The following is a 24,398-nucleotide window of genomic DNA, read 5'->3' as shown; positions in this document are numbered from 1 at the left end:
GTACCACCAGTACGAGGGCGGCCCGGCCGCACGGCGATGCACCGCACCAGACGCCGCGGCCTGTCCACGAAGATCGGAGAGACGCCCCCTAGCGGGAGCCGTCGCGAGCGTGCGTTCCGCCCTCCTGCCCAGCCTCCTCGCCCCCCTCTGTCCTAAGGCCCGCCGTCCGCGGGTCTTTAGGGGTGGTGGTCCTCGGTACCAAGGGGTGCCTCCCCGCGGCACCAAAGTCTGTTTGTGTCCGTCTCGAGTCCGAACTTGTTTACTTTCTGCAAACCCGGTCGTAGTCTCCGAGTGAAACCACAAGCTCGGGCACTCGGCGGAGGCAGACGGACATGTACGCACCGGAGCGGCAGCAGGAGATCCTGCGGCTGGCGCGGGACGGCGGGCGGGTCGACGTGCTGTCCCTCGCCGAGACCTTCCAGGTCACCGCGGAGACCATCCGGCGCGACCTGAAGGCCCTGGACCGGGCCGGGCTCGTGCGCCGCGTGCACGGCGGCGCCATACCGGCCGGACGGCTCGACTTCGAGCCCGACCTCGCCGAGCGCGAGGGCACCGCCGCCGACGAGAAGGACCGCATCGCCCGCGCCGCCCTCGCCGAACTGCCCGCCGACGAGGGCAGCGTCATCCTCGACGCCGGTTCGACCGTGGCCCGGCTCGCGGCGGCGCTCCCGCTGGAGTCGACGCTCACCGTCGTCACGCACGGGCTGCCCACCGCGGCCCGCCTCGCCGACCACCCCGGCGTCCAGCTCCACCTCATCGGCGGCCGGGTCCGCCGGCGCACCCGCGCCGCCGTCGACGCCTGGGCCCTGCGGGCGTACGGCGAGATCCGCGCCGACGTCGTCTTCCTCGCCGCCAACGGCTTCTCGGCCGATGGCGGCCTCACCACGCCCGACCTCGCCGAGGCGGCCGTGAAGCGGGCGGCCATCGCCGCGGCCCGCCGCGTCGTGCTGCTCGCCGACTCCGCCAAGCACGGCCAGGAGCACTTCGCCCGCTTCGGCGACCTCGCCGACGTGGACCTGCTGATCACCGACACGGGCCTCGCCCCGGACGACGCCGCCGCCATCGAGCGCGCCGGCACGGAAGTAGTACGCGCATGAGCACCGAAACAGCCCCCGACGGCACGCACGCACCGGCGGCCGGTACGAGGATGATCCTCACCGTCACGCCCAACCCCTCCCTCGACCGCACCTACGAGGTCCCCTCGCTCGACCGGGGCGAGGTCGTCCGCGCCACCGGCGACCGCATGGACCCGGGCGGCAAGGGCGTCAACGTCTCGCGGGCCGCCGCCGCCGCGGGCGTGCGGACGGTCGCCGTGCTGCCGCTGGGCGGCGCGCCCGGCGCGCTGGTCGCCCAGCTCCTCGACGAGCAGGGCATCGAGGCCGCCCCGGTCCCGGTCGCCGGGCAGACCCGCTCCAACATCGCGGTCGCCGAACCGGACGGCACGCTCACCAAGATCAACGCCCCCGGTCCCGAACTGTCCGACGCGGAGCGCGAGCTGCTGCTCGCCACCGTCGGCGAGCGGTCCGTGGGCGCCGACTGGATCGCCTGCTGCGGCAGCCTGCCGCGCGGCCTGCGGCCCTCCTGGTACGCGGATCTCGTGGCCCGCGCGCACGCGGCCGGTGCCCGGATCGCCCTGGACACCTCGGGCCCCGCACTGCTCGCCGCGCTCGCCGAGCGGCCCGACGTGGTCAAGCCGAACGCGGCGGAGCTCGCCGAGGCGGTGGGCCGCCCGCTCACCACCGTCGGTGACGCCGTCGAGGCCGCCGAGGAACTGCGGGCCTCCGGCGCCCGCGCCGTGCTCGCCAGCCTGGGCGCCGACGGCCAGCTCCTGGTCGACGCCACGGGCACGTACTTCGCGAGCGCCCCCGTCGACGCCGTCCGCAGCAACGTCGGCGCCGGTGACTCCTCGCTGGCCGGCTTCCTGATCGCCGGCGGCAGCGGGCCCCGGGCACTGGCCTCCGCCGTGGCGCACGGCGCGGCCGCGGTCCAGCTGCCCGGCAGCGTGATGCCGACCCCCGCGGACCTCGTCCCGGACGCGGTCACCGTGACGGACGAGGTCCCCCTGGACCGCGTACTGACGGAGCCCGCCGCATGATCCTCCCTGCCACCGTCCCCCCAGCAGCCCCCGCCCACCGGGCGATACGCGTGCGAAGGAGCCCGCGATGAGCGAGATGATCACCGCGGACCTGGTCGACCTCGAACTCGACCTGTCCGCCGAAACCAAGGAAGCCGCGGCGCGTTCCCTCGCCGAACGCATGGTGGCCCTCGGGCGCGTGACCGACCTGGACGGGTTCCTGGCCGACGTGGCCGCCCGCGAGGCGCAGATGCCGACCGGCCTGGACGGCGGCATCGGCATCCCGCACTGCCGCAGCGCCCACGTCGCCGAGCCGACCCTCGCCTTCGGCCGGTCGGCACGCGGCATCGACTTCGGGGCGCCGGACGGCCCCGCCGACCTGATCTTCCTGATCGCGGCCCCGGCGGGCGCGGACGACGCGCACCTGACGATCCTGTCCTCGCTGGCCCGGCAGCTGATGGACGCCGGGTTCACCGGCGCGCTGCGTGCCGCGGGCACGGCGGCGGAGGCGGCGGCGCTGATCAGCGGCGAGCGGACGGACGACCCGGCGACCACCCCCACGGCCACGGCCACGGCCGCGCCCGCGGCGGCGCGGGAGCCCGCGGGCCAGGACCCGGCGGGCGGCGCGGACCCGGCGGAGCCCTTCCGTATCGTCGCCGTCACCTCCTGCCCGACCGGCATCGCGCACACCTACATGGCCGCCGAGTCGCTGGAGAACGCCGCCCGCGAGGCGGGCGTGGAACTCACGGTCGAGACCCAGGGCTCGGCCGGGTTCACCCGCCTCGACCCCGCGGTGATCGCCGCCGCCGACGCGGTGATCTTCGCGCACGACGTCCCCGTACGGGACAAGCCCCGCTTCGCGGGCAAGGCCACCGTCGACGTGGGCGTGAAGGCGGGCATCAACCGTCCCGCCGAACTCATCGCGGAGGTGCGCGAGAAGGCCGCCCGCGGCGAGACGACCGCCCCGGGCGGGCCCACCCCGGTGGACGGCGCGGGCGACAGCGGCGACGGCTACGGCACCAAGCTCCGCAAGTGGCTCATGTCCGGCGTCAGTTACATGGTCCCCTTCGTCGCCGCGGGCGGTCTCCTGATCGCCCTGGGCTTCGCCATCGGCGGCTGGAAGATCGACAAGGCCCCCTCCGTCGCCGAGCACTTCATCTGGACGGACCACACCAGCTGGGCCGCGCTGCTCTTCCAGATCGGCGGGCTCGCCTTCGCCTTCCTGGTCCCGGTCCTCGCCGGCTACATCGCCTACGGCATGGCCGACCGGCCGGGCCTGGTCCCCGGCTTCGTCGGCGGCTCGGTCGCCGTCACCATCAACGCGGGCTTCCTCGGCGGGCTCGCCGCCGGTCTGCTCGCGGGCGCCGTCGTCATGGGCATCCAGCGGGTGCGCATCCCGGCCGTGCTGCGCGGCATCATGCCGGTGGTGGTGATCCCGCTGATCTCCTCGGCGGTGGTCGGCTTCCTGATGTTCCTCGTCGTCGGCAAGCCCATCGCCTCGCTGCAGAACGCGCTGACCGACTGGCTGGAGGGCCTCTCCGGCGCCAACGCGATCATCCTCGGCGTCATCCTCGGCCTGATGATGTGCTTCGACCTCGGCGGCCCGCTGAACAAGGTCGCGTACGCCTTCGCGGTCGGCGGCCTCGCCCACCCGACCGACGGCAGCCTGAAGGTCATGGCCGCGGCGATGGCGGCCGGCATGGTCCCGCCGCTCGCGATGGCGCTCGCCACCACCGTCCGCGGCCGCCTGTTCACCAAGACCGAGCGGGAGAACGGCAAGGCGGCCTGGTTCCTCGGCGCCTCCTTCATCACCGAGGGCGCGATCCCGTTCGCGGCGGCCGACCCGCTGCGCGTGATCCCCGCCTCGATGGCGGGCGGCGCGGTCACCGGCGCCCTGTCGATGGCCTTCGGCTGCACGCTGCGCGCACCGCACGGCGGGGTCTTCGTGGTCCCGCTGATCGGCCAGCCGCTGCTCTACCTCGTCGCCATCGCCGCCGGTGTCGGTGTCTCGACGCTCGTGGTCGTCCTCCTCAAGGGCGCACGGAAGACGGCGCCTTCGGCGGGTGAGGAGACGGCGGCCGTCGGCCCGGCGGCCGACGCGGCGGAGACGAAGCAGGCGCCCGCGACCGTCTGAGCGGCCGTCCGAGCGGACGTCGCATCGGGTGGGTACGGGTACTGACGGGACGTAGGGTCCCGGAGTGTGCGACTTGCGTCACTTCGGGACCTAAGTCCCTTTACCCCCTGTCGAAAGACCCCGCCCCTGTTGTCTACTGGGCCGCATGCTCCAGGATGTCTCGATCGTTCAGCAGATAGGCGTGGCCGTGCTCGCCGTGGCGACCGTCGTCTGGGCCGTCGGCCTGGTGCGGGTCATGCGCAGGGACCGGCCCGCGACCGAGGTGTGGCGCCAGTCCCAGGGGCTGCGCGCGCTGCCCGCCCAGCAGGGGCCGCCGCGCTCGGAGACCGTGGAGCTCACGGCGGACGAGCGCGCCGCCTTCGCCGGTCTCGTACGGCAGTTCGGCGAGGGACGCCCGTAGGACGGTCCGGCGCCCGGCGCGGGTGGTCAGCCCTGGGTCCGGGTGCCCCGGCTCCGCGTCCACTCCTGGGCTCTGCGCTCCATCGCGGCGCGGGCCGCCTCCTCGGTGTCGTAGACCTCGCACACGTGCCGTCCGTCGGGCGTGAGCGTGTGCTCGACCTCCCACAGGCTGGTCTCGCCGCCGTCGAAGAGCAGGAACGCGTGCTCGTAGAGCGAGAAGCACATGCGCAGCTCGCCGGTCAGGCAGGGGCGGCCGAAGGCCTGGGTGATCTGGTGCGCGAACGCCGCGCGCAGCAGCCGCACGACCTGCGGGCCCGGGTGATCGCCGTCCGGGTTCTCCGCGCGGCGCAGGAGCCGGCGCGCGTGGTCGGCGGAGTCGTCGGGGACGTACGCGTGGCGGGGCTCGGGGTCGGGCGGCAGGTCGAGCAGCACGGGGCGGCCGCAGGGCGGCGGGTCCGGCGGCAGCGGCAGGCGCGAGGTGGCGACACCGGCCTCCTCCTCGTCCGCGTAGACCTCGTGGGTCGGGGCGGCGCCCGGTGCGGTGTTGTGGACGAGCTCCCAGAGCGTGAGCACGGACGCGTCGGCGAGCAGCCAGGTGTGCCGGTACGTCTCGCGGTGCAGGCCCGAGCTGTGGTGCGCGGAGTGCAGGGTGCTGTTGTGGGCGAGGGCGGAGCCGAGGCGGCCCATCACCTCGTCCGGCAGGTCGAAGGAGTTCAGGGCGCGGCCGAGGAGTCGCTCGAGGTGCTCCTCCGGGGAGTGCGGCTCGGGCGACTCGGATGGCTCGGATGGTTCGTACGCGGTGTCGTACGGAACGCTCAAGGCTTTCTCCCGGCGTCGCTACATGTCACCTGGTGAGTGCATACCGTAGACCCTGGGTCCGACATCATGCCCGGGAACCGGAAAACGCGCGGGCCACGTGGGAAGTTCCCGCGTGGCCCGCTCAGTTGGGGGGTGCGTGTCAGGCCGCGCTGCCCGCCGTCCACTCGCTCCAGGACATGTTCCAGCCGTTGAGGCCGTTGTCCGGGGCGACGGTCTTGTCGGGGGAGCCCTTGACCGTCACGACGTCGCCGATCAGGGAGTTGCTGTAGAACCAGGCGCCCTGGGTGTTCGGGTCGCCGGCGCCGCGCGCGTCCTGCAGGCCGACGCAGCCGTGGCTGGTGTTGGCGCTGCCGAAGATCGACGGCGAGCCCCAGTAGTTGCCGTGGATGAAGGTGCCCGACGAGGACAGGCGCATCGCGTGCGGCACGTCCTTGATGTCGTACTCCCCGCCGAAGCCGACGGTGTCACCGTTCATCCGGGTCTGGGTGAACTTCTCCGAGATGACCATCTTGCCGTTGTACGTCGGGTTCGACGGGCTGCCCGCCGAGATCGGCACCGACTTGATGACCTTGCCGTCGCGCTCGACCGTCATCTTCTTCGCCTGGACGTCGACCGTGGAGACCTGGGCGCGGCCGACGGTGAAGGTGACCGTCTTGTTCTGCACGCCGGTGGCGCCGTTCGCGCCCTTCACGCCGTCCAGGGCGATCTTCATCGTGACCTTGGAGCCGGCCTTCCAGTACTCCTCGGGGCGGAAGTCCAGGCGCTGGTTGCCGAACCAGTGGCCGACGACCTTCTGGCCGCTGCTGGACGTCACCGTGATGTGCGACTGGACGTCCTTCTTCTCCGTGATCGCCTTGTCGAAGGTGAAGGAGACCGGCATGCCGACGCCGACGGTGGTGCCGCCGTCCGGCGTGTAGGTGCCGATGAAGCTGTCGGCGGAGGAGACGGTGGTGAACGTCGCGTTCTCCGTCGCCGCGTTGCCCCTGGAGTCCTTGGCGTTGGCGGTCACCTTGTACTTCGTGCCGCGCTCCAGCTGGGCCTTGGGCTTCCAGCTCGCGCCGTCGCCCGACATCGTGCCCTCGACCGCGGTGCCCGACGTCACCGACGTCATCTTCACGCTGGTCAGCTTGCCGCCCTTGACCTTGACGCCGGTGGCGTTGATCGAGGCGTCGGTGGCACCGTCCTTCGAGGAGATGGTGATGTCCGCGCCCTTGGCGGCGGAACTGCCGCCCTTCTTGTCGTCCTTGGCGTCCGCATCGCCCCCGCAGGCCGTCAGGGTCAGCGCGCCCACGGCGGCGAGCGCGGTGGCCGCCAGCAGGGCACGGCGCCGGGGGTTGACTATGACCGACCTTGTCACGGGCTGCTCCAAGTACGTGTTCTGATCCAGTACGGGTTAAGAGCGGCCGAGTGCGCGGAGGGGTTCCGTCCGGTCGATGTGAGTGCGGGCACACTTCTCGCGCCCAACAGGCCCTGTATGGCGGCTTTTTGACTCTCTTGCGGCTTATGGGCGTTCGCCGTAGAGGTCGCGGTAGCCGGGGAAGGTGCCGCCCGGCGTCCGGACGGTGTCCGCCGCCCGCATCGCCCGCACGATCGCCTCCGTCACCATGTCCGCGCCCGCGGCGAGGATCTCGTTGAGGGCCAGGGGGTTGTCGGCGGCCGGCGCGTGCTCGCCGGTGGCGAGCGCGAACACCGTGTCGCCGTCGTTCAGGAGGTGCACCGGGCGCACCGCGCGGGCCATGCCGTCGTGCGAGGTGCCCGCCAGCTTCTGGGCCTGCGCCTTGGTCAGGACCGCGTCGGTGGCGACCACGGCGAGGGTGGTGTTCAGCGGGGGCGGCCCGTTCTCCGCGGCGGCTTCCGCCAGCCGCCGGTTCGCCTCCTCGTGGACCGCGGGCTCGGGGCGGGGCACCGGCCGGCCCGTGAAGTGCTCCCCGTACAGCGCGCCCGTGCCCGGATCGACCGCCGAGCCCGCGGCGTTCGCCACGACCAGCGCGGCGACGGTGATCCCCGAGCCGAGCCGGACGCCCGCGCTGCCGACGCCACCCTTGAACGGGCCGACCGCCGCGCCGGTCCCCGCCCCGACGCCGCCCTCCTCGACGGGGGTGAACGGCGCGGTGCGGGCCGCGGCCCCGACCGCCGCGCGGCCGGTCGCCGCGTCCGGGCGGGCCGCGAAGTCGCCGCCCCGGCCCAGGTCGAAGACGCAGGCGGCCGGGACGACCGGCACGACGTGCGCGGGATCGGGGCCCACCCGCACGCCCCGGCCCCGCTCCTCCAGCCACGCCACGACCCCGGACGCGGCGTCCAGGCCGTACGCGCTGCCGCCGGTGAGGACGACCGCCTCGACGCGCTGGACCAGATTGCGCGGGTCCAGGGCGTCCGTCTCCCGGGTGCCGGGTCCGCCGCCGCGCACGTCGACGGCGGCCACGGCGCCGCCCTCGGGGGCCAGGACCACGGTGGTGCCGGTGAGCCGGCCGTCGCCCACGAGGGTGGCGTGGCCCACGCGCAGGCCCGCGACATCGGTCAGGGAGCCGGCCGGCGTACGCGCCCCGGGGGCGGGCACGGCGTCGGTCGTGGCGTCGGTCGTGGCGTCGGTGGGGTGCGGGGCGCCGTCGGCGTCAGAGGTCATGGGGAAGGCGTACCACGGGGCGCCGTCACGCACGTCGGGTCATCCGGGTGGTGAGCGTCACCCCCGTCGCGACCGTCGCCGTCGTCACGATGCCCGCCACGAGCACCGCCCAGCGCCCCGCGAACGTGCTCGCGAGCACCGCCACCGCGCTGACCGGCAGCACCAGCTGCTGGGCGGCCCCCACCTTGAAGTAGCGGGAGTGCAGCGCCCACACGGCGAGCAGGTAGAGCGCCGTCGGCACGGTCACCGCGGCCGACGCGGCCCACGTCGAGACATGCGCCTTGCCGACGGCCTGCTCGACGGCCACCTCGATCCCGGCGCCGATCGCCGCGGCCGAGCCGAGGATCACGTAGTGGCCGTACCCCCACAGGAACGCCTGGCGGTTGCCGCGCAGACGGTCGTGGACGGGCACCACGAAGTAGATCCACCAGGCGGCGAAGACGATGAGGAGACCGCCCGCGGCGAGGGGCAGCAGCTCGTCCAGCGCGTCGTGCTCCTCGATGCCCGACTTCACCGCGACGGTCGCCGCCGCCAGGCTCTCGCCGAGCACGATGATGGTGAACAGGCCGTACCGCTCGGAGATGTGGTGCGGGTGCCAGGCCGTCGTGTACGCGCGCTCCGCGATCACCGGCACGCACATCTCCGCGACGGCCATCGCCAGGAACAGCCAGGACCGGGCGCCTTCGGGCAGGAACAGCAGCCCCGACCAGCCGATCTGACAGAGCGCCACACCGGCCGCGTACCGCAGGGCCGTGCCGCGCTCGGCGCCCGACGCGGCCCTGGCCGCCCGCAGCCACTGGGTGGCGAGCGCGATCCGCATGATCAGATAGCCGAGCCAGACGAGCAGGAAGTCGTGCTCCTCGAAGGCCCGGGAGACCCCCGCGGCGAAGACCAGGACACCGGCGATCTGGATCAGCGTGACCACGCGGAACAGCACGTCGTCGTTGTCGTACGCCGAGGCGAACCAGGAGAAGTTGACCCACGCCCAGAACAGCGCGAAGAACACCATCGCGTAGTTCAGCACGCCCTCGCCCGCGTGCCCCTCGGCGACGGCGTGCACCAGCTCGGCGCCCGCCTGCGCGACCGCCACGACGAAGCACAGGTCGAAGAAGAGCTCCAGCGGTGTCGCGGCCCGGTGCTCCTCGTCGCGCCCGCGGGCACGCAGCGGACGCAGGGGGCTTGCGGCGGGTGGCGGTGCGGCGGGGGAAGTCGTCATCCCCTCAGGACAGCAGAAACGCCCCGCCCGGTCAGGCCGCGGCGCCGAGCGCCGCGGCGGGGCCACCCGGGTGACGCAGCCCCTGCCCGTACCGCCGCACGACGAGACCGGCCAGCCGCGGGTGGTCCGCGAGCGGCTCGGCCACCGCGTCGGCGCCGGCCGCCGCGAGCGCCACCGTGAACCGGCCGGGGGCGAGCAGATGCGTGGCCACGGCCACCCGCCGGTGCCCGTCGGCCCGCAGCCGCGCCACGGCGTCGGGGACGGTGGGCGCGGCGGCCGAGCAGTAGGCGTCGCGCACCGGGACGTCCGCGAGCAGCGCGCGCAGTTGCCGGGCGGCGGCCAGCGCCCCGTCGTTGCCGCCGGGCCGTGAGGATCCCGCGGCGGCGAGGACCACCGCGTCGGCCCGCACGCCCGCGTGCCGCTCGGCCTCGCGCAACCGGTCGCGCAGGGCGAGCGCGACGGCCGGGTCCCCGCTGAGCCCCTCGGTGAGCACACAGCCCGCGCCCCGGTCCGCGACGACGGCCGGGATGTCGACGGTGCGGTGATAGCCGTCGCCGAGGAGGAGGGGCACGACGACGGCGCCGGGGCATCCGCGCAGCGCGTCGGCGAGGGAGGGGGACTGGTGGTCGAGGTGGCCGATGACGGGGCGGGTGCCGCCGAGGCGCTCGACGCGGTCGGCGAGCCGCCGCAGGGTGCGCCCCGCACCGGGGAGCGCACTGCCGTGCACGGCGAGAACGAGAGGTCGCACTGTCCATCCCACCCGGAGCCGGAGAACCAAGGATCTCTGCGCGAGGGCCCGGGGCGGGAAGGTGGTGTCGCCGCACTCCCGCCCCGGAAACCGCATCGCGCCGGGCTGCGCTGTCGGTCGGGAAGCAGCCCGTCGCCGACGACGCTACGCCGGTGCCGCCCGCCGGTCCGCCGCCAAAAGCCCCGATCCCACGGGCCGTTGGGCCCGCGCGAACAGGTCCTTGGCTGCCCGGCGCCGGTCCGGGACCGGCCTACCGTCGAAGGGAAGATCCCCGGTCCGGAGCGACCCGGCGGGGGAGTACCCCAGCGCGACGGAGTGTGACCCCCATGACCCAGAACCTGGTGCTCATCGGCCACGGCATGGTGGGCCACCGCTTCCTGGAGACGCTCGCCGAGCGCGGGGCCCTCGCCGACCCGGCGGCACCGGATCGCCCCGGCTGGCGCGTCACCGTACTCGCCGAGGAGGACAGGACCGCCTACGACCGCGTCCACCTCTCCTCCGCGTTCACCGGCGCCACCGACGCCGAACTCTCCCTGTGCGACGACGGCTTCCTCGACCGCCACGGCATCGATCTGCGCCTGGGCGACCCGGCCGAGCACATCGACACCGCGGCCCGCACGGTCACCACCACCCACGGTGCCTCCGTCCCCTACGACGCCCTGGTCATCGCCACCGGCTCCTACCCCTTCGTGCCGCCCATCGCGGGCGCCGACGCCCCCGGCTGCTTCACCTACCGCACCCTGTACGACGTCGAGACCCTCACCGCGTACGCCTCCGGGGAGGGCAGGACCACGGGCGTCGTCATCGGCGGCGGACTCCTCGGCCTGGAGGCGGCCGGCGCGCTGCGCACCCTGGGACTGCGCACCCACGTCGTCGAATTCGCCCCCCGGCTGATGCCGCTGCAGGTCGACGACGGGGGCGCCGCCGCCCTGCGCGCCACGATCGAGTCGATGGGCGTGGCCGTGCACACCGGGGTGGGCGCCGCCGAGGTGCGCACGGACGACGAGGGGGCGGTGCGCGCCCTGTGCCTGAGCGACGGCCGCACCCTCGACGCCGACTTGGTCGTCTTCTCGGCGGGCGTGCGCCCCCGGGACCGGCTCGCCCGCGAGGCGGGCCTGGCGGTGGGCGACCGGGGCGGCGTCGTCGTCGACGAGCACTGCCGCACCACCGACCCCTACGTCTACGCGATCGGCGAGTGCGCCCAGAGCGCCGACGGCCGCGTCTACGGCCTGGTCGCACCCGGCTACCAGATGGCCGAGGCCGCCGCCGACGCCCTGGCGGGGGACGGCACCTCGCTGTTCACCGGAGCGGACACCTCCACCAAGCTGAAGCTGATGGGCGCCGACGTCGCGTCCTTCGGCGACCCCTTCGCGCCCGAGGGGGAGGACGGCGGCGCGGTCTCCGTCGTCTTCTCCGACAGCCGCGAGGGCGTCTACAAGAAGCTGCTGCTCGGCCCGGAGGGCCAGCTGCTCGGCGGCATCCTGGTCGGCGACGCGGACGCCTACGGCACGCTGGTGCCGCACGCGGGCCGCGCCCTGCCCGCCCCCGCGGAGGCCTACGTCGTGCCCGCGTCGGGCGCCGAGCTGCCGGGCGCCGACGCACTCCCCGACGACGCCGTCGTGTGCAGCTGCCACAACGTGACCAAGGGCGCCGTGCGCGCCGCCGTCGCCGAGAACTCCCTCACCGACATCGGCGGCATCAAGCGCTGCACCAAGGCCGGTACGGGCTGCGGCGGCTGCGTCGCCACCCTGCAGACCGTCCTGGACGCGGAGCTCGCCGCCGCCGGCATCGAGAAGGCCAAGGGCCTGTGCGAGCACTTCGCGCTGACCCGCGCCGAGATCTACGAGACGATCCGCACCGAGCACATCCGCTCCTTCACCGAGCTGATGGAGAAGCACGGCCTGGGCGGCGGGGGCTGCACCGTCTGCAAGCCGGTCGTCGGCAACGTCCTGGGCACCCTCGCCCCCGAACTCGGTCTGCGCCACGTCCTGGACGGCGAACAGGCCGCGCTGCAGGACTCCAACGACCTCTTCCTCGCCAACCTCCAGAAGGACGGCACCTACTCCGTCGTCCCGCGCGTCCCCGGCGGCGAGATCACCCCGGCCCAGCTCATCGCGATCGGTGAGGTCGCCCGCGACTTCGACCTCTACACGAAGATCACCGGCGGTCAGCGCATCGACCTGTTCGGCGCCCGCGCGGAGCAACTCCCGGCGATCTGGCGCCGCCTGGTCGACGTCGGCCTGGAGTCCGGCCACGCCTACGGCAAGTCCCTGCGCACGGTGAAGTCCTGCGTCGGCGCCAAGTTCTGCCGGTTCGGGCAGGGGGACTCCGTGCAGCTCGCCATCGACCTGGAGCTGCGCTACCGGGGCCTGCGCACGCCGCACAAGATCAAGGGCGGGGTCTCCGGCTGCCTGCGCGAGTGCGCCGAGGCCCGGGGCAAGGACATCGGCGTCATCGCCACCGCCAACGGATGGAACCTCTACGTCGCCGGCAACGGCGGCGCGAGCCCCCGCCACGCCGACCTCCTCGCGGCCGACCTGTCCGCGGCCGAGCTCTTCCGCCTCGTCGACCGCTTCCTCATGTACTACCTGCGGACCGGGGAGCGCCTGGAGCGCACCGCCCCGTGGTTCGAGCGGATCGGCGGCCTGGAGCACCTCACGTCGGTCCTGATCGACGACTCCCTGGGCATCTGCGCCGAGCTGGAGGCCCAGATGGACCGGCACGCGGCGGCCTACCAGGACGAGTGGCAGGCGGTCCTCGACGACCCGCAGGCCCTGGCGCGCTTCGAGCAGCACCTCCCGCAGCCGTCGCCCGAGTTCCTGGAGCCGGGGCGCGGCCGGGCGGCGGTCCTGCCCGACGGCACCGAGGCCGCGCTCTTCAAGGACGCCGAGGGCCGGGTCTACGCGGTCGGCAACCGTGATCCGTTCTCCGGGGCGGACGTGATCGCCCACGGCATCCTGGGCACCCGCGAGGGGCGCCCCGTGGTGGCCTCGCCGATGCACAAGCAGGAGTTCGACCTGCGGACCGGGCAGTGCCTGGACGACCCGTCGGTGGCCCTGCCGGTGCACGAGGTCTGACCCGGCCGCCGCGGCGGGGTCCGAAGTCCCGGCACACTCACGCTCTTCGGCCCGGCTCTCTGGTGTCCTAGGCCTCTGCTGCCGGGGACCCGCGGGACGGATGGTGGATACGTCAGGCCCCGTAGCAAGGTCGGGACCCTGAGGGAACTGGGAACCAACATGAGATCGCCTGCCGCCCACGCGACGCAGACCGCGCCCACGGGCACGTCGTACGACCCCGCGCAGTACCGCCCCGGCAAGACCATCACCGACTGGGAGCCGGAGAACGAGCTCTTCTGGAAGTCCACCGGCAAGAAGGTCGCCGCCCGCAATCTGTGGATCGCGGTCCCCGCCCTGCTGGTCGCCTTCGTCGTCTGGCAGGTGTGGTCGGTCACCGCGACCAACCTCAAGGACGTCGGCTTCGGGTTCTCGACCTCCCAGCTGTTCTGGCTGACGGCCGTCCCGGGTCTGACGGGCGGCACGGCCCGTATCTTCTACACCTTCCTGGGCCCGATGATCGGCCAGCGCCGGTTCACCGCGCTCTCCACGGTCGTCCTGGTCATCCCGCTGATCTGGCTCGGCATCGCGGTCCAGAACCCCGACACCTCGTACGGCGTGATGATCGCCATCGCGGCCCTCTGCGGCATCGGCGGCGCCAACTTCGCCTCGTCGCTCGCCAACATCGGCTTCTTCTTCCCGAAGAAGGACAAGGGCAACGCCACCGGCATCAACGGCGGCCTCGGCAACCTGGGCGTCTCCGTCGTCCAGCTGCTCACCCCGATCGTCATCACCAGCTCGGTCATCGCGGTCGGCTCCGCCCAGCACAAGGCGGACGGCACACCGGTCTGGCTGCAGAACGCGGCCTTCCTGTGGGTGCCGGTCCTGGTGATCCTGGCCGTCATCGCCTGGTTCGGCCAGAACGACCTGAAGGTCGCGTCGACCCCCTTCAGCCAGCAGAAGATCATCTTCAAGCGCAAGCACAACTGGCTGATGACCTGGCTCTACGTCGGTACGTTCGGCTCGTTCATCGGCTTCGCCGCGGCCCTGCCGATGCTGATCAAGACCACCTTCACCCCGATCGACGCGGCCTACTCGGCGGCCACCTACGCCTGGATGGGCCCGGCCGTGGGCGCGCTCGCCCGCTGGGCCGGCGGCTGGATCGCCGACAAGATCGGCGGCGCGCGCGTCACCATCATCTCGTTCGTCGGCATGGCGCTCTCGATCATCGGCGTCATCAACTTCCTGCCCGCGGGCGGCGACAACGGCAACTTCTGGGGCTTCTTCGCCTGCTTCCTGCTGGCGTTCTTCTTCTCCGGCATCGGCAACGGCTCCACGTTCCGCCAGATCCCGGTGATCTTCCGCAACCAGCACCTGAAGGGCCTGACCGAGGGCACGCCCGAGTACGCCAAGGCGCTGAAGCAGTCGGAGATGGAGGCGGGCGCCGTCACCGGCTTCACCTCGGCCATCGCGGCCTACGGCTTCTTCTTCATCCCGGCGATGTTCGCCAACTTCGCGGTGACCAGCGCGATGTGGGGCTTCGTGGGCTTCTACGTGAGCTGCATCGCGGTCGCCTGGTGGTTCTACGCCCGCAAGGGCGCGGAGTCGCCCAGCTGATGCCCCGGACGCTCCGGGCGGCGTGAGCGCCACCGACAGGGTGGGCCGAGTGTGGGAGCACTCGGCCCACCCGCTTTCGTGCGTCCGGGGCTCTCTCCGGATCCGGTACAGCGGGTGCAGGCGGTACCACAGGATTTCCCGGAAATTCTTGTGAATGCGTTCACAAGCGAACTTAGGTCCAAAGTCCCAGGAGAAATCCCAGCTCAGGGCATAGGTGCGCACAGTTTTACGCCGAGGAAAGGGACCTCCGGTCCCCGATCGAGGACCATTGCGGGCCCGCTGATCGATCAAAAAGGAGTGGAATGGAGGCATAGCGAAGAAGCGATACGGAAGGTGCGGGTCATGACTGCCACTCCTGCGGAAACGACAGTGAACGGCGAGGCCTGGGACGGCTTCAAGGGCGGCCTGTGGCGGGACGCCATCGACGTCCGCGACTTCGTGCAGCAGAACTACACCCCGTACGAGGGCGACGACTCCTTCCTGGCCGGCGCGACCGAGCGCACCACCGAGGTCTGGCAGACCCTCCTCTCCATGTTCCCCACGGAGATCGAGCGCGGCATCCACGACGTCGACGTGAAGACCCCCTCGCGCATCGACGCCTTCCGGCCCGGATACATCGACGGCACCGCCGCCGACCACAAGGACCTCATCGTCGGCCTGCAGACCGACGCCCCCCTCAAGCGCGCCATCATGCCCAACGGCGGCTGGCGCATGGTCGAGGGCGCCCTCAACGCCTACGGCTACGAGGCCGACCCCGAGGTCAGGGACGTCTACACCCACCTGCGCAAGACCCACAACGAAGGTGTCTTCGACGCCTACACCCCCGAGATCCGCGCCTGCCGCTCCTCCGGCATCATCACCGGCCTGCCCGACGCCTACGGCCGCGGCCGCATCATCGGCGACTACCGCCGCGTCGCCCTCTACGGCGTCGACCGCCTGATCGCCGCCAAGGAGGCCGACAAGGCCGCCCTCGGCGAGGAGTGGGCCACCGAGGAGGTCATCCGCGGACGCGAGGAGGTCTCCGAGCAGATCAAGGCCCTCAAGGAACTGAAGGCCATGGCGATGTCGTACGGCTACGACATCTCGCAGCCCGCCACCACCGGCCGCGAGGCCGTCCAGTGGCTGTACTTCGCCTACCTCGCCGCCGTGAAGGAGCAGAACGGCGCGGCCATGTCGATCGGCCGCATCGACAACTTCCTCGACATCTACCTGCAGCGCGACATCGAGGCCGGGCGCATCACCGAGGCCGAGGCCCAGGAGTTCATCGACGACTTCGTCATCAAGCTCCGCATCGTCCGCTTCCTGCGCACCCCCGAGTACAACGAGCTCTACTCCGGCGACCCCACCTGGGTGACCTGGTCGATGGCCGGCATCGGCGACGACGGCCGCCCGCTGGTCTCGCGCACCACCTTCCGCGCCCTGCAGACCCTCTACAACCTGGGCCCGGCCCCCGAGCCGAACCTCACGGTCTTCTGGTCGCAGCAGCTGCCGCAGGGCTTCAAGGACTTCGCCGCCAAGGTCGCCATCGACACCTCGGCCATCCAGTTCGAGTCGGACGACCTGATGCGGCCCAAGTACGGCGACGACACCGCCATCGCCTGCTGCGTCTCCGCGATGGCCGTCGGCAAGCAGATGCAGTTCTTCGGCGCCCGCGTCAACGTCGCCAAGGCGCTCCTCTACGCGATCAACGGCGGCCGCGACGAGAAGTCCGGCAAGACCGTCGTGCAGGGCTTCACCCCGATCGAGGGCGACTACCTGGACTACGCGACCGTCGTGCGGCAGTACGACGCGATGCTCGACTGGCTGGCGAAGACGTACGTCCACGCGCTCAACGTCATCCACTACATGCACGACAAGTACGCCTACGAGCGCATCGAGATGGCGCTGCACGACCAGGAGATCCTGCGCACCATGGCGTGCGGCATCGCGGGTCTCTCCGTCGCCGCCGACTCGCTCTCGGCGATCAAGCACGCCCGGGTCAAGGTCGTCCGCGACGAGACGGGCCTGGCCGTCGACTACGAGATCGAGGGCGACTACCCCGCCTACGGCAACAACGACGACCGTGCCGACGAGATCGCCCGGCGCATCGTGCACGACTTCATGGACAAGATCCGCAAGCACCCCACGTACCGCGACGCGGTGCACACCCAGTCGGTGCTGACGATCACCTCGAACGTCGTCTACGGCAAGAAGACCGGCAACACCCCCGACGGCCGCCGCGCCGGCACGCCCTTCGCCCCGGGCGCCAACCCGATGAACGGCCGCGACGAGCACGGCTACATCGCCTCGGCGATGTCGGTCGCCAAGCTGCCCTACGACGACGCCGAGGACGGCATCTCGCTGACCAACACCATCACCCCGGACGCGCTCGGCCGCACCCCCGAGGAGCGGATCACGAACCTCGCCGGAGTCCTGGACGGCTTCATGGCCAGCGACGGCTTCCACATGAACGTCAACGTGCTGAACAAGGCGACCCTGGAGGACGCCATGGAGCACCCGGAGAACTACCCGCAGCTGACCATCCGGGTCTCCGGATACGCGGTGAACTTCATCCGGCTCACCCGCGACCAGCAGCTCGACGTCATCAACCGCACCTTCCACGGCTCGCTCTGAGCCACCGGCTCCCGCCCGGGAGCCGCCCCCGATCCGCGGCCCCGGGGCCGGGCCCTCACCCCGGCCCCGGGCGCCGCGCACACCACGTCCTGTCAGCAGTTCGGGAGTTCCGCCATGGCTGTCCTGCTCGGTACCGACATCCCCGTACGCCCCCACGCGGTCGACGAGGACGCGGCCACTCCCGCGGCGGCCGCCACCCACCGTCCCGTCACGGGCTCGATCCACTCCTGGGACCTGTCCACCGGCGTCGACGGGCCGGGGTCGCGCTTCGTGACCTTCCTCGCGGGCTGCCCGCTGACCTGCCTGTACTGCCACAACCCGGACACCTGGCGGATGCGCAACGGCAAGCGGACCACCGCCGACGACGTGATCGCGGAAGCCGCCAAGTACACGACGTTCATCTCCGCGGCCGGGGGAGGAGCCACCGTCAGCGGCGGCGAGCCCCTGCTGCAGCCCGTCTTCACCGGTGAGCTCCTGCACCGCCTCAAGCACGAACTGGGGCTGCACACCGCCCTCGACACGTCCGGCTTCCTCGGCGCCCGCGCCACCGACGCCCTGCTCCGCGACGTCGACCTGGTCCTGCTCGACATCAAGTCCTGGGACCCCGGGACCTACCAGCGGGTCACCGGCCGCCCCCTGCGGCCCACCCTCGACTTCGCCCACCGGCTCGCCGACCTGGGCCAGGAGACCTGGGTGCGCTTCGTCCTCGTCCCGGGGCTGACCGACGACCCGGCGAACATCGAGGGCGTCGCCCGCTTCGCCGCCTCGCTCGGCAACATCTCGCGCGTCGACGTACTGCCCTTCCACAAGCTCGGCGAGGCGAAGTGGGACGCGCTCGGCAAGGACTTCACGCTGCGCGACACCCCCTCGCCCACCCCGGAGCAGGTGGCCGCCGCCAAGGAGATCTTCGCGGCGCACGGCCTGAAGGCCGTCTGAGGCCCGCCCGGCCTGCCCGGCCCGCCCGACGTACCCTGGACGCATGAGCACCGCCCCCGCCCCCGAACCGCGCGATCCGGAGAACCCCGGGCCGGACGACGCGAAGAAGCCCGCGAGCGCGGCGAACGCGAGCGCGAAGAAGCCGGGCAGTGCGCTGATCTTCGACGATCCGCTGTCGCAGCAGTCCGCCGACGACACGGACCGCGGGTGGGGCGAGCGGGCCGAGGCCGGCCGGGACAGCGCCGCGGACCTGGCGCGCTTCCTCGACGAGAAGCCGCCCCACCACATCTGAGCCGGGGCTACTCCTCGCGGTGCCCGGTGCCGCGCTGCGCCACCAAGGCGTCGCGGATCTCCTTGAGCACCTCCAGCTCGGTGATCTCGATGACCTCCTGGGTGCCCTCCTTCTCCGCCTTCTTGGCGGCCACCCGCGCCAGGTACTTGGCCATGGGCAGCACCATCAGGAAGTACACGACGGCCGCGGTGATCACGAAGCTGAGGACCGCGCTGAGCACGGTGCCCCACATGATCGGGATGCCCTTGATGACGTCGCCCGCGCCGTTCGTCTCGCAGGGGGCCTTCAGGCACGAGCGGTAGTGGTCGAGGTCCTTCGTGCCGAAGGCGCCGACGAGCGGGTTGATGACACCCTTCACCACCGAGTTCACGACGTTCGTGAACGCGGCGCCGATGACCACCGCGACCGCCAGGTCGACGACATTGCCGCGCATCAGGAAGGCCTTGAAGCCCTCCCAGACGCCCGGTTCCTTCTTCTCGCTCACCACAAGGCCTTTCGTTGCATGTGCGGGGTGCGGGACAAACAACTTCGCAACCTACGTCAGGCCCTGCCTGAGCTGTCCAATTGACGCGCACGAACGAGAGACTTGACAGGCTGTCAGTGCGATCGTGAACGTTCCGCTTCATCGCAGCGTCACCGCGAGCCGTGCGCTCGCCCCGGCCCCGGCCAGGCGCGCCGCGGTGTCCCTCGGTACCGACAGCACCACCAAGGCGCCGCTCTCGACGGGTCCGTCCCCGGGGTCGGGCACCTGCGACACCCGGGCGCCCGCCGCCACCACCCGCGGCTCCGCACCGCCCGCGGGGGAACCGCCGGCGGCGATCACGTCGATCCGGTCGCCGGGGCGCAGGAGCCGCACCGCCTCCGCGTCCGCGATCCGCACGGGGGCCGTCACCCGCGCCTGCTCCGCGCCGGGGCCCGGGGGCCGCTGCCGGCCGGGCCGCTCGGCGGCGGCCGCGACGCCCCGCGCGCCGTCCGCCTCCCGCGGGGCCGTGGCGGCGAGCGCGGCCGCGGTCAGCGCGAGCCCCACGGCCAGCGCCCGGCGCCGGTGCCGGAGCAGTCCGCGCAGCCGCGGGTGCCCGCCGCGCACCCGCACGGGGGCGAAATCAGGGACCGGGCACCCGTCTGCGGGCCGGGTCCGGGGAGGAACATGCGTCACGACAACCACCGCCTGCGGTGCGAGGATCTCGGCTTCCGTCCTCACGATGCAGGCCCGCGCCGATTCCCGCCGACGCCCATGGACTACTCACCGGTTGTGGACAACTCCGTCACCCGAAGGGGAAGTTCCCCCCGCCTGCCCGCCTGCCCGCCTGCCCGCCTGCCTGCCTGCCCGCTCACCTCACGGCAGCCGAATCCCCGGATCCATCCCGCCCAGCGCCCCCGCACACGGACACGTGCGCCCGTCGCCGTCCTCGCCCCCCGGGCCCCGCGGGCCCTCCTGGCCCCCCGCGCCCTCCTCGCCCGGCTCCGGCAGTCCCGCCACCGCGTCGAACAGCACGCCCCGCAACCGGTCCACGTTGGCCGCGAAGACCCGCAGCACCTCGTCGTGCGAGACGCCCTCGCCGGATTCCGCGCCCGCGTCCAGGTCGGTGACCAGGTTCAACGACGTGTAGCAGAGCTCCAGTTCGCGGGCGAGCGCCGCCTCGGGGTGGCCGGTCATGCCCACCACCGACCAGCCCTGCGCCGCGTACCAGCGCGACTCCGCCCGGGTGGAGAAGCGCGGGCCCTCGATCACCACGAGCGTGCCGCCGTCCACCGGCTGCCAGCCGCGCCCGCGGGCCGCCGCCAGCGCGGCGTCGCGGCCCACCGGACAGTAGGGGTCGGCGAGCGAGACGTGCACGACGTGGGGCACGCTTCCGTCGGGCAGCGGCGCCCCGTCGAAGTAGGTCTGCGCCCGCGACCGCGTGCGGTCCACGAGCTGGTCGGGGACCAGCAGCGTCCCCGGTCCGTACTCCGGCCGCAGTCCGCCGACCGCGCAGGGCCCGAGCACCTGGCGTACGCCGACGGAGCGCAGCGCCCAGAGGTTGGCGCGGTAGTTGATGCGGTGCGGCGGCAGATGGTGGCCGCGCCCGTGCCGGGGCAGGAAGGCGACCCGGCGGCCCGCGATCTCACCGAGGAAGAGGGAGTCGCTCGGCGGTCCGTAGGGGGTGTCGACCCGCACCTCGGTGACGTCGTCGAGGAAGGAGTAGAAGCCGGAGCCGCCGATCACGCCGATACCGGCCCGCGTGGCGTTCGCCTGGTTCACCATGGGCCGCACAGTAGCCGGGCCGGGAAACGCCGACGAGCCCGCCGTCGCGGGGACGGCGGGCTCGCACGGAAGAGCGTGCGGAGAAGTCCTAGGCGGCCGAGGTCGACGACGTGGACGTCGAGGAGGAGCCGGAGGACTTGGAGTCCGAGGAAGACGACCCCGAGGACGAGGAGGTCGACGTGGAGGACGACTTCGAGTCCGAGGAACCCGAGGACCCCGACGCATCCGACGACGAAGACGACTTCGACGACGCGGTCGACGGCGTGCTGCTGGACGACGAGCCGCGGCTGTCGTTGCGGTAGAAGCCGGAGCCCTTGAAGACGATGCCGACCGCCGAGAACACCTTCTTGAGGCGTCCGTCGCAGTTGGGGCACACGGTCAGGGCGTCATCGGTGAACTTCTGCACCGCCTCGAGGCCCTCGCCACACTCGGTGCACTGGTACTGGTACGTCGGCACTTGCTTCCTCCTGGCACTCTCACTCGATGAGTGCTAACGACGGTCCATAGTGACGTATTCCGCGAGATCAGTCCACCGTCACCGGCACGCGGTGACCGACGCCACGCGCCACGGTGCGGCTCGGGGCCCGGGGAACGAGCCGCGAACGGAGCGCCACGAGGACCACGAAGGCCAGTGCCGTGCCGCCCAGCGGGACCAGGAATCCGGCCCCGTCCCAGAGGCGGTCCTCCAGCTGTCCGGCGACCGTGACGGCCGCCGCCTGGCCGAGCGCGACCGCGCCCGTCAGCCAGGTGAAGGCCTCCGTGCGGCCGGTCGGCGCGACCAGCTTGTCGACCAGCGTGTAGCCGGTGATCAGGGCGGGCGCGATGCAGACGCCGACCAGCAGGCCGAGCCCGGCGAGCAGCAGCACGGACTGCGCGGCCCACAGGCCGGAGGCCATCAGGGTCAGTGCCGCGTACCCGACGAGGAGGCGTCGCTGGGGGGAGATCTTCCAGGCGATGGCGCCGCAGGCGACACCGGAGAGCATGTTGCCGGCCGCGAACGTGCCGTACAGGACGCCGTTCAGGCCCGGCTGCCCGATCGATTCGGTGAAGGCGGCCAGCGAGACCTGCATGCCGCCGAAGACGGCACCGATGCCGAGGAAGGTGACGATCAGGACCCGTACGCCGGGGATGCGCAGCGCGGAGACGTGCTCCACGCGCGCGTGCTCGTCGTGCAGGGCGGAGGGCTTGGGCTGGGTGCTCTTCTGGGCGGCGAACAGCAGGCCGCCGACGAGGGTGAGCCCGGCCTCGGTGAGCAGGCCCGCGGCGGGGTCGACGGTGGTGCACAGCGCGGTGGCGAAGAGCGGGCCGAGGACGAAGGTCAGCTCGTCGGTGACCGACTCGAAGGCGGCCGCGGTGGTGGCGAGCGGGGAGTCCTGGAGCTTGACGCCCCAGCGGGCCCGCACCATGGGGCCGATCTGCGGCGTCGAGGCGCCCGCGGGCACGGCGGCCACGAACAGCGCCCACAGCGGGGCGTCGGACAGCGCGAGGACGGTCAGCGTGATGACGGACGCGGTGTGCACGAGGATGCCGGGCACCAGCACGGCGCGCTGCCCGAAGCGGTCGGCGAGCTTGCCGCCGAAGGGGGCGAAGAGCGCCATGGAGACGCCGGTGACGGCGGAGACGGCGCCCGCGGCTCCGTACGAGCCGGTGGTGTGCTGCACCAGCAGGACGATGGAGATGGTCAGCATCGCGAACGGCTGGCGCGCCGCGAAGCCGGGGAGCAGGAAGGTCCAGGCGCGAGGGGTGCGCAGGAGCTGTCCGTAACCCGGGCGGGATTCGGTGACCGTGGATGCCACGGCCCGTGCCTTTCTGCCGCCTGGTAGCGCCCGTGCGGGGGCGCCGAGAGCTGTCCTCTTGCGCGGAACTGCGGTAGATGCCGGGCTCCACTGCGGGGGTGCCTCGACCGCCATACGGTCGCGCCAGCTCTGCTTCAGGCAGAGTTGGTTCGATCTGGTGCCTTCATCGTACAGGGGAGGGGGTCATTCGGCCCTGTGATTGCAGCCGATGAGACCCCCGCCACCTACGATTGGTGCTTTTCTCCGTCGGTTCCCAGCCAGCTGGCGAGCTTTCCGCCGTGGCCGACCGCGCGCAGCCGCTTCTCGGCGGCGTCGCGCACCGGGTCCGTCGCCACCACCAGGAGCTCGTCGCCGCGCCGCAGCACGGTCGTCGGCAGCGGGACGAACGATTCGCCCTCGCGGACGACCAGCGTGACCGCCGAGCCGGTGGGCAGCCGCAGCTCGGCGACCTCGACGCCGTGCATGCGCGAGCCCTTGGGGATGGCCACGGACAGCAGATGGCCCTGGAGCCGCTCCAGGGGCGCGGACTCGACGCCGAGGTCGGCGGCCTCCGAGGAGTCGCCCAGCCGCAGCTTGCGGGCCATCCAGGGCAGCGTGGGGCCCTGGATGAGGGTGTAGACGACGACCAGGACGAAGACGATGTTGAAGATCCGCTGGCTGTCCTCGACGCCGCTCACCATCGGGATGGTCGCCAGGATGATGGGCACCGCTCCGCGCAGTCCGGCCCAGGACAGCAGCGCCTTCTCCTGCCAGGGCACCCGGAACGGCAGCAGGCTGAGCACGACCTCGAGCGGCCGGGCCACCACGGTCAGGACCAGGCCGATGACGATCGCGGGCCAGGTGTCGTCGAGCAGGTCGTGCGGGGTGACCAGCAGGCCGAGCAGGACGAACATGCCGATCTGGGCGAGCCAGCCGAGCCCCTCGGCGAAGCCTCGGGTGGCCGGCCAGTGGGGCAGCCGGGCGTTGCCGAGCACCATCGCGGCGAGGTAGACGGCGAGGAATCCGCTGCCGTGCGCCATGGCGCCCGCGGCGTAGGCGGTGACCGCGATCGCCATGACGGCGATCGGGTAGAGGCCGGAGGCGGGCAGGGCCACGTGCCGCAGGCCGTAGGCGCCGAGCCAGCCGACCGCGATGCCTATCGCGGCGCCGATCGCCAGTTCCAGGGCGATCTTGCCGATCAGCAGGTACCAGTCGTCCACCGGTCCCGCCGTGGAGAACGCCACCACGAGGATCACCACAGGGGCGTCGTTGAACCCCGACTCCGCTTCCAGCACACCCGTCACGCGGGAGGGGAGCGGCACCTTGCGCAGCACCGAGAAGACCGCGGCCGCGTCCGTCGACGAGACCACCGCGCCGATGATCAGCGCCTGTCGCCATTCCAGGCCCACCAGGTAGTGGGCTCCGGCGGCCGTCACGCCGACGCTGATCGCGACACCGACGGTGGAGAGCACGGCGGCCGCGGGCAGGGCGGGCCTGATCTCTTTCCACTTCGTGCCGAGGCCGCCCTCGGCGAGGATCACGACCAGGGCGGCGTAGCCGATGACCTGGGTCAGTTCGGCGTTGTCGAAGTGGACGTCGCCGACGCCGTCCTGGCCCATGGCGATGCCGATGCCCAGGTACAGGAGCAGGCTGGGGAGCCCGCTGCGCGAGGAGATCCGGACCGCCGCCACCGCGACGAGCAGGACGAGCGAGCAGACGAGCAGGAGCTGGTTGAGGTGGTGGACAGTCAGGGGCCGTTCCTTCCTCCGTGTGGCGAGTACTTCGTTACCTTACCTAATTGTTAACGCTTCCTTGACGCCGTCGAATGACTATTCGATCTCGACGGGGTCGGGT

At 72.3% G+C, this 24,398-nt stretch carries 20 protein-coding genes; 9 read left to right on the top strand and 11 right to left on the bottom strand.

Annotated features, from left to right (window positions below):
• The first annotated feature begins 332 nt into the window (after nt 1-332).
• The 4 genes from ACFYXE_RS32865 to ACFYXE_RS32850 all read left to right on the top strand — a co-directional run bounded on the left by ACFYXE_RS32865 (nt 333) and on the right by ACFYXE_RS32850 (nt 4,608).
• Nucleotides 333-1,097, top strand: a complete 765-nt coding sequence (locus ACFYXE_RS32865; RefSeq protein ID WP_389318888.1) for a DeoR/GlpR family DNA-binding transcription regulator — start codon at nt 333-335, stop codon at nt 1,095-1,097.
• Nucleotides 1,098-1,147: 50 nt separating this feature from the next.
• Nucleotides 1,148-2,095 carry a 1-phosphofructokinase gene (gene pfkB, locus ACFYXE_RS32860; protein WP_389318911.1) on the top strand — a complete coding sequence of 316 codons (948 nt, stop codon included), beginning with the start codon at nt 1,148-1,150 and terminating at the stop codon, nt 2,093-2,095.
• Between the two features lie 67 nt (nt 2,096-2,162).
• On the top strand, nt 2,163-4,208 hold the full coding sequence (locus ACFYXE_RS32855; protein WP_389318886.1) for a fructose-specific PTS transporter subunit EIIC: 2,046 nt from the start codon (nt 2,163-2,165) through the stop codon (nt 4,206-4,208).
• 145 nt (nt 4,209-4,353) lie between these two features.
• Nucleotides 4,354-4,608 carry a hypothetical protein gene (locus ACFYXE_RS32850; protein WP_361177548.1) on the top strand — a complete coding sequence of 85 codons (255 nt, stop codon included), beginning with the start codon at nt 4,354-4,356 and terminating at the stop codon, nt 4,606-4,608.
• Between the two features lie 26 nt (nt 4,609-4,634).
• On the opposite strand, the gene ACFYXE_RS32845 is transcribed toward ACFYXE_RS32850, so the two are convergent.
• From ACFYXE_RS32845 to ACFYXE_RS32825, 5 genes are all read right to left on the bottom strand, one after another.
• On the bottom strand, nt 4,635-5,426 hold the full coding sequence (locus tag ACFYXE_RS32845) for a DUF6227 family protein (RefSeq protein ID WP_389318883.1): 792 nt from the start codon (nt 5,424-5,426) through the stop codon (nt 4,635-4,637).
• 139 nt (nt 5,427-5,565) lie between these two features.
• Nucleotides 5,566-6,795: an Ig-like domain-containing protein gene (locus tag ACFYXE_RS32840; RefSeq protein ID WP_389318881.1), complete on the bottom strand. Its 1,230-nt coding sequence runs from the start codon at nt 6,793-6,795 to the stop codon at nt 5,566-5,568.
• Nucleotides 6,796-6,927: 132 nt separating this feature from the next.
• The gene (locus tag ACFYXE_RS32835) at nt 6,928-8,049 is read right to left on the bottom strand and encodes a P1 family peptidase (protein WP_389318879.1); all 1,122 of its coding nucleotides are present in this window, start codon (nt 8,047-8,049) and stop codon (nt 6,928-6,930) included.
• A 25-nt stretch (nt 8,050-8,074) separates the two neighbouring features.
• Complete coding sequence (locus tag ACFYXE_RS32830; protein ID WP_389318877.1) at nt 8,075-9,265, bottom strand: low temperature requirement protein A; 1,191 nt, start codon at nt 9,263-9,265, stop codon at nt 8,075-8,077.
• Nucleotides 9,266-9,296: 31 nt separating this feature from the next.
• A complete protein-coding gene (locus ACFYXE_RS32825; protein ID WP_389318875.1) occupies nt 9,297-10,013 on the bottom strand; it encodes a sirohydrochlorin chelatase in 717 nt (238 codons plus the stop codon).
• 326 nt (nt 10,014-10,339) lie between these two features.
• On the opposite strand from ACFYXE_RS32825, the gene nirB reads away from it, so the two are divergent.
• From nirB to ACFYXE_RS32800, 5 genes are all read left to right on the top strand, one after another.
• Nucleotides 10,340-13,090 carry a nitrite reductase large subunit NirB gene (nirB, locus tag ACFYXE_RS32820; protein ID WP_389318873.1) on the top strand — a complete coding sequence of 917 codons (2,751 nt, stop codon included), beginning with the start codon at nt 10,340-10,342 and terminating at the stop codon, nt 13,088-13,090.
• A 159-nt stretch (nt 13,091-13,249) separates the two neighbouring features.
• Nucleotides 13,250-14,683 carry a NarK family nitrate/nitrite MFS transporter gene (locus tag ACFYXE_RS32815; RefSeq protein WP_361180686.1) on the top strand — a complete coding sequence of 478 codons (1,434 nt, stop codon included), beginning with the start codon at nt 13,250-13,252 and terminating at the stop codon, nt 14,681-14,683.
• 342 nt (nt 14,684-15,025) lie between these two features.
• Nucleotides 15,026-17,296 carry a formate C-acetyltransferase gene (gene pflB, locus ACFYXE_RS32810; protein ID WP_361180687.1) on the top strand — a complete coding sequence of 757 codons (2,271 nt, stop codon included), beginning with the start codon at nt 15,026-15,028 and terminating at the stop codon, nt 17,294-17,296.
• 114 nt (nt 17,297-17,410) lie between these two features.
• Entirely contained in the window at nt 17,411-18,232 is an 822-nt protein-coding gene (gene pflA / locus ACFYXE_RS32805; RefSeq protein ID WP_389318870.1) for a pyruvate formate-lyase-activating protein, read from the top strand.
• A gap of 43 nt (nt 18,233-18,275) precedes the next feature.
• Nucleotides 18,276-18,524: a hypothetical protein gene (locus ACFYXE_RS32800; RefSeq protein ID WP_361180691.1), complete on the top strand. Its 249-nt coding sequence runs from the start codon at nt 18,276-18,278 to the stop codon at nt 18,522-18,524.
• 7 nt (nt 18,525-18,531) lie between these two features.
• Here the strand turns inward: ACFYXE_RS32800 and mscL are convergent, their stop codons facing one another.
• The 6 genes from mscL to ACFYXE_RS32770 form a co-directional block, all read right to left on the bottom strand.
• A complete protein-coding gene (gene mscL, locus ACFYXE_RS32795) occupies nt 18,532-19,008 on the bottom strand; it encodes a large conductance mechanosensitive channel protein MscL (protein ID WP_389318868.1) in 477 nt (158 codons plus the stop codon).
• Nucleotides 19,009-19,146: 138 nt separating this feature from the next.
• On the bottom strand, nt 19,147-19,617 hold the full coding sequence (locus tag ACFYXE_RS32790; protein ID WP_389318866.1) for a hypothetical protein: 471 nt from the start codon (nt 19,615-19,617) through the stop codon (nt 19,147-19,149).
• 243 nt (nt 19,618-19,860) lie between these two features.
• Nucleotides 19,861-20,769, bottom strand: coding sequence for an S-methyl-5'-thioadenosine phosphorylase (locus ACFYXE_RS32785; RefSeq protein ID WP_389318864.1), 909 nt, complete (start codon nt 20,767-20,769; stop codon nt 19,861-19,863).
• A gap of 88 nt (nt 20,770-20,857) precedes the next feature.
• Complete coding sequence (locus ACFYXE_RS32780) at nt 20,858-21,226, bottom strand: FmdB family zinc ribbon protein (RefSeq protein WP_389318862.1); 369 nt, start codon at nt 21,224-21,226, stop codon at nt 20,858-20,860.
• Nucleotides 21,227-21,293: 67 nt separating this feature from the next.
• The gene (locus ACFYXE_RS32775; RefSeq protein WP_389318860.1) at nt 21,294-22,565 is read right to left on the bottom strand and encodes an MFS transporter; all 1,272 of its coding nucleotides are present in this window, start codon (nt 22,563-22,565) and stop codon (nt 21,294-21,296) included.
• Between the two features lie 224 nt (nt 22,566-22,789).
• The gene (locus ACFYXE_RS32770) at nt 22,790-24,295 is read right to left on the bottom strand and encodes a potassium/proton antiporter (protein ID WP_389318909.1); all 1,506 of its coding nucleotides are present in this window, start codon (nt 24,293-24,295) and stop codon (nt 22,790-22,792) included.
• Between the last annotated feature and the right edge of the window lie 103 nt (nt 24,296-24,398).

This window comes from Streptomyces sp. NPDC002564 (assembly GCF_042889645.1).
Classification (GTDB): Bacteria; Actinomycetota; Actinomycetes; order Streptomycetales; family Streptomycetaceae; genus Streptomyces.
The sequence above is the reverse complement of the archived record's forward strand: the minus strand, read 5'-3'. Positions and strand labels throughout refer to the sequence as shown.

Coding starts and splice junctions, on each gene's coding strand:
- ACFYXE_RS32850 (WP_361177548.1), top strand. CDS start 4,354: ATGCTCCAGGATGTCTCGATCGTTCAGCAGATAGGCGTGGCCGTGCTC.
- pflB (WP_361180687.1), top strand. CDS start 15,026: ATGACTGCCACTCCTGCGGAAACGACAGTGAACGGCGAGGCCTGGGAC.
- ACFYXE_RS32785 (WP_389318864.1), bottom strand. CDS start 20,769: ATGGTGAACCAGGCGAACGCCACGCGGGCCGGTATCGGCGTGATCGGC.
- ACFYXE_RS32815 (WP_361180686.1), top strand. CDS start 13,250: ATGAGATCGCCTGCCGCCCACGCGACGCAGACCGCGCCCACGGGCACG.
- ACFYXE_RS32830 (WP_389318877.1), bottom strand. CDS start 9,265: ATGACGACTTCCCCCGCCGCACCGCCACCCGCCGCAAGCCCCCTGCGT.
- ACFYXE_RS32865 (WP_389318888.1), top strand. CDS start 333: ATGTACGCACCGGAGCGGCAGCAGGAGATCCTGCGGCTGGCGCGGGAC.
- ACFYXE_RS32855 (WP_389318886.1), top strand. CDS start 2,163: ATGAGCGAGATGATCACCGCGGACCTGGTCGACCTCGAACTCGACCTG.
- pfkB (WP_389318911.1), top strand. CDS start 1,148: ATGATCCTCACCGTCACGCCCAACCCCTCCCTCGACCGCACCTACGAG.
- ACFYXE_RS32800 (WP_361180691.1), top strand. CDS start 18,276: ATGAGCACCGCCCCCGCCCCCGAACCGCGCGATCCGGAGAACCCCGGG.
- ACFYXE_RS32835 (WP_389318879.1), bottom strand. CDS start 8,049: ATGACCTCTGACGCCGACGGCGCCCCGCACCCCACCGACGCCACGACC.
- pflA (WP_389318870.1), top strand. CDS start 17,411: ATGGCTGTCCTGCTCGGTACCGACATCCCCGTACGCCCCCACGCGGTC.
- nirB (WP_389318873.1), top strand. CDS start 10,340: ATGACCCAGAACCTGGTGCTCATCGGCCACGGCATGGTGGGCCACCGC.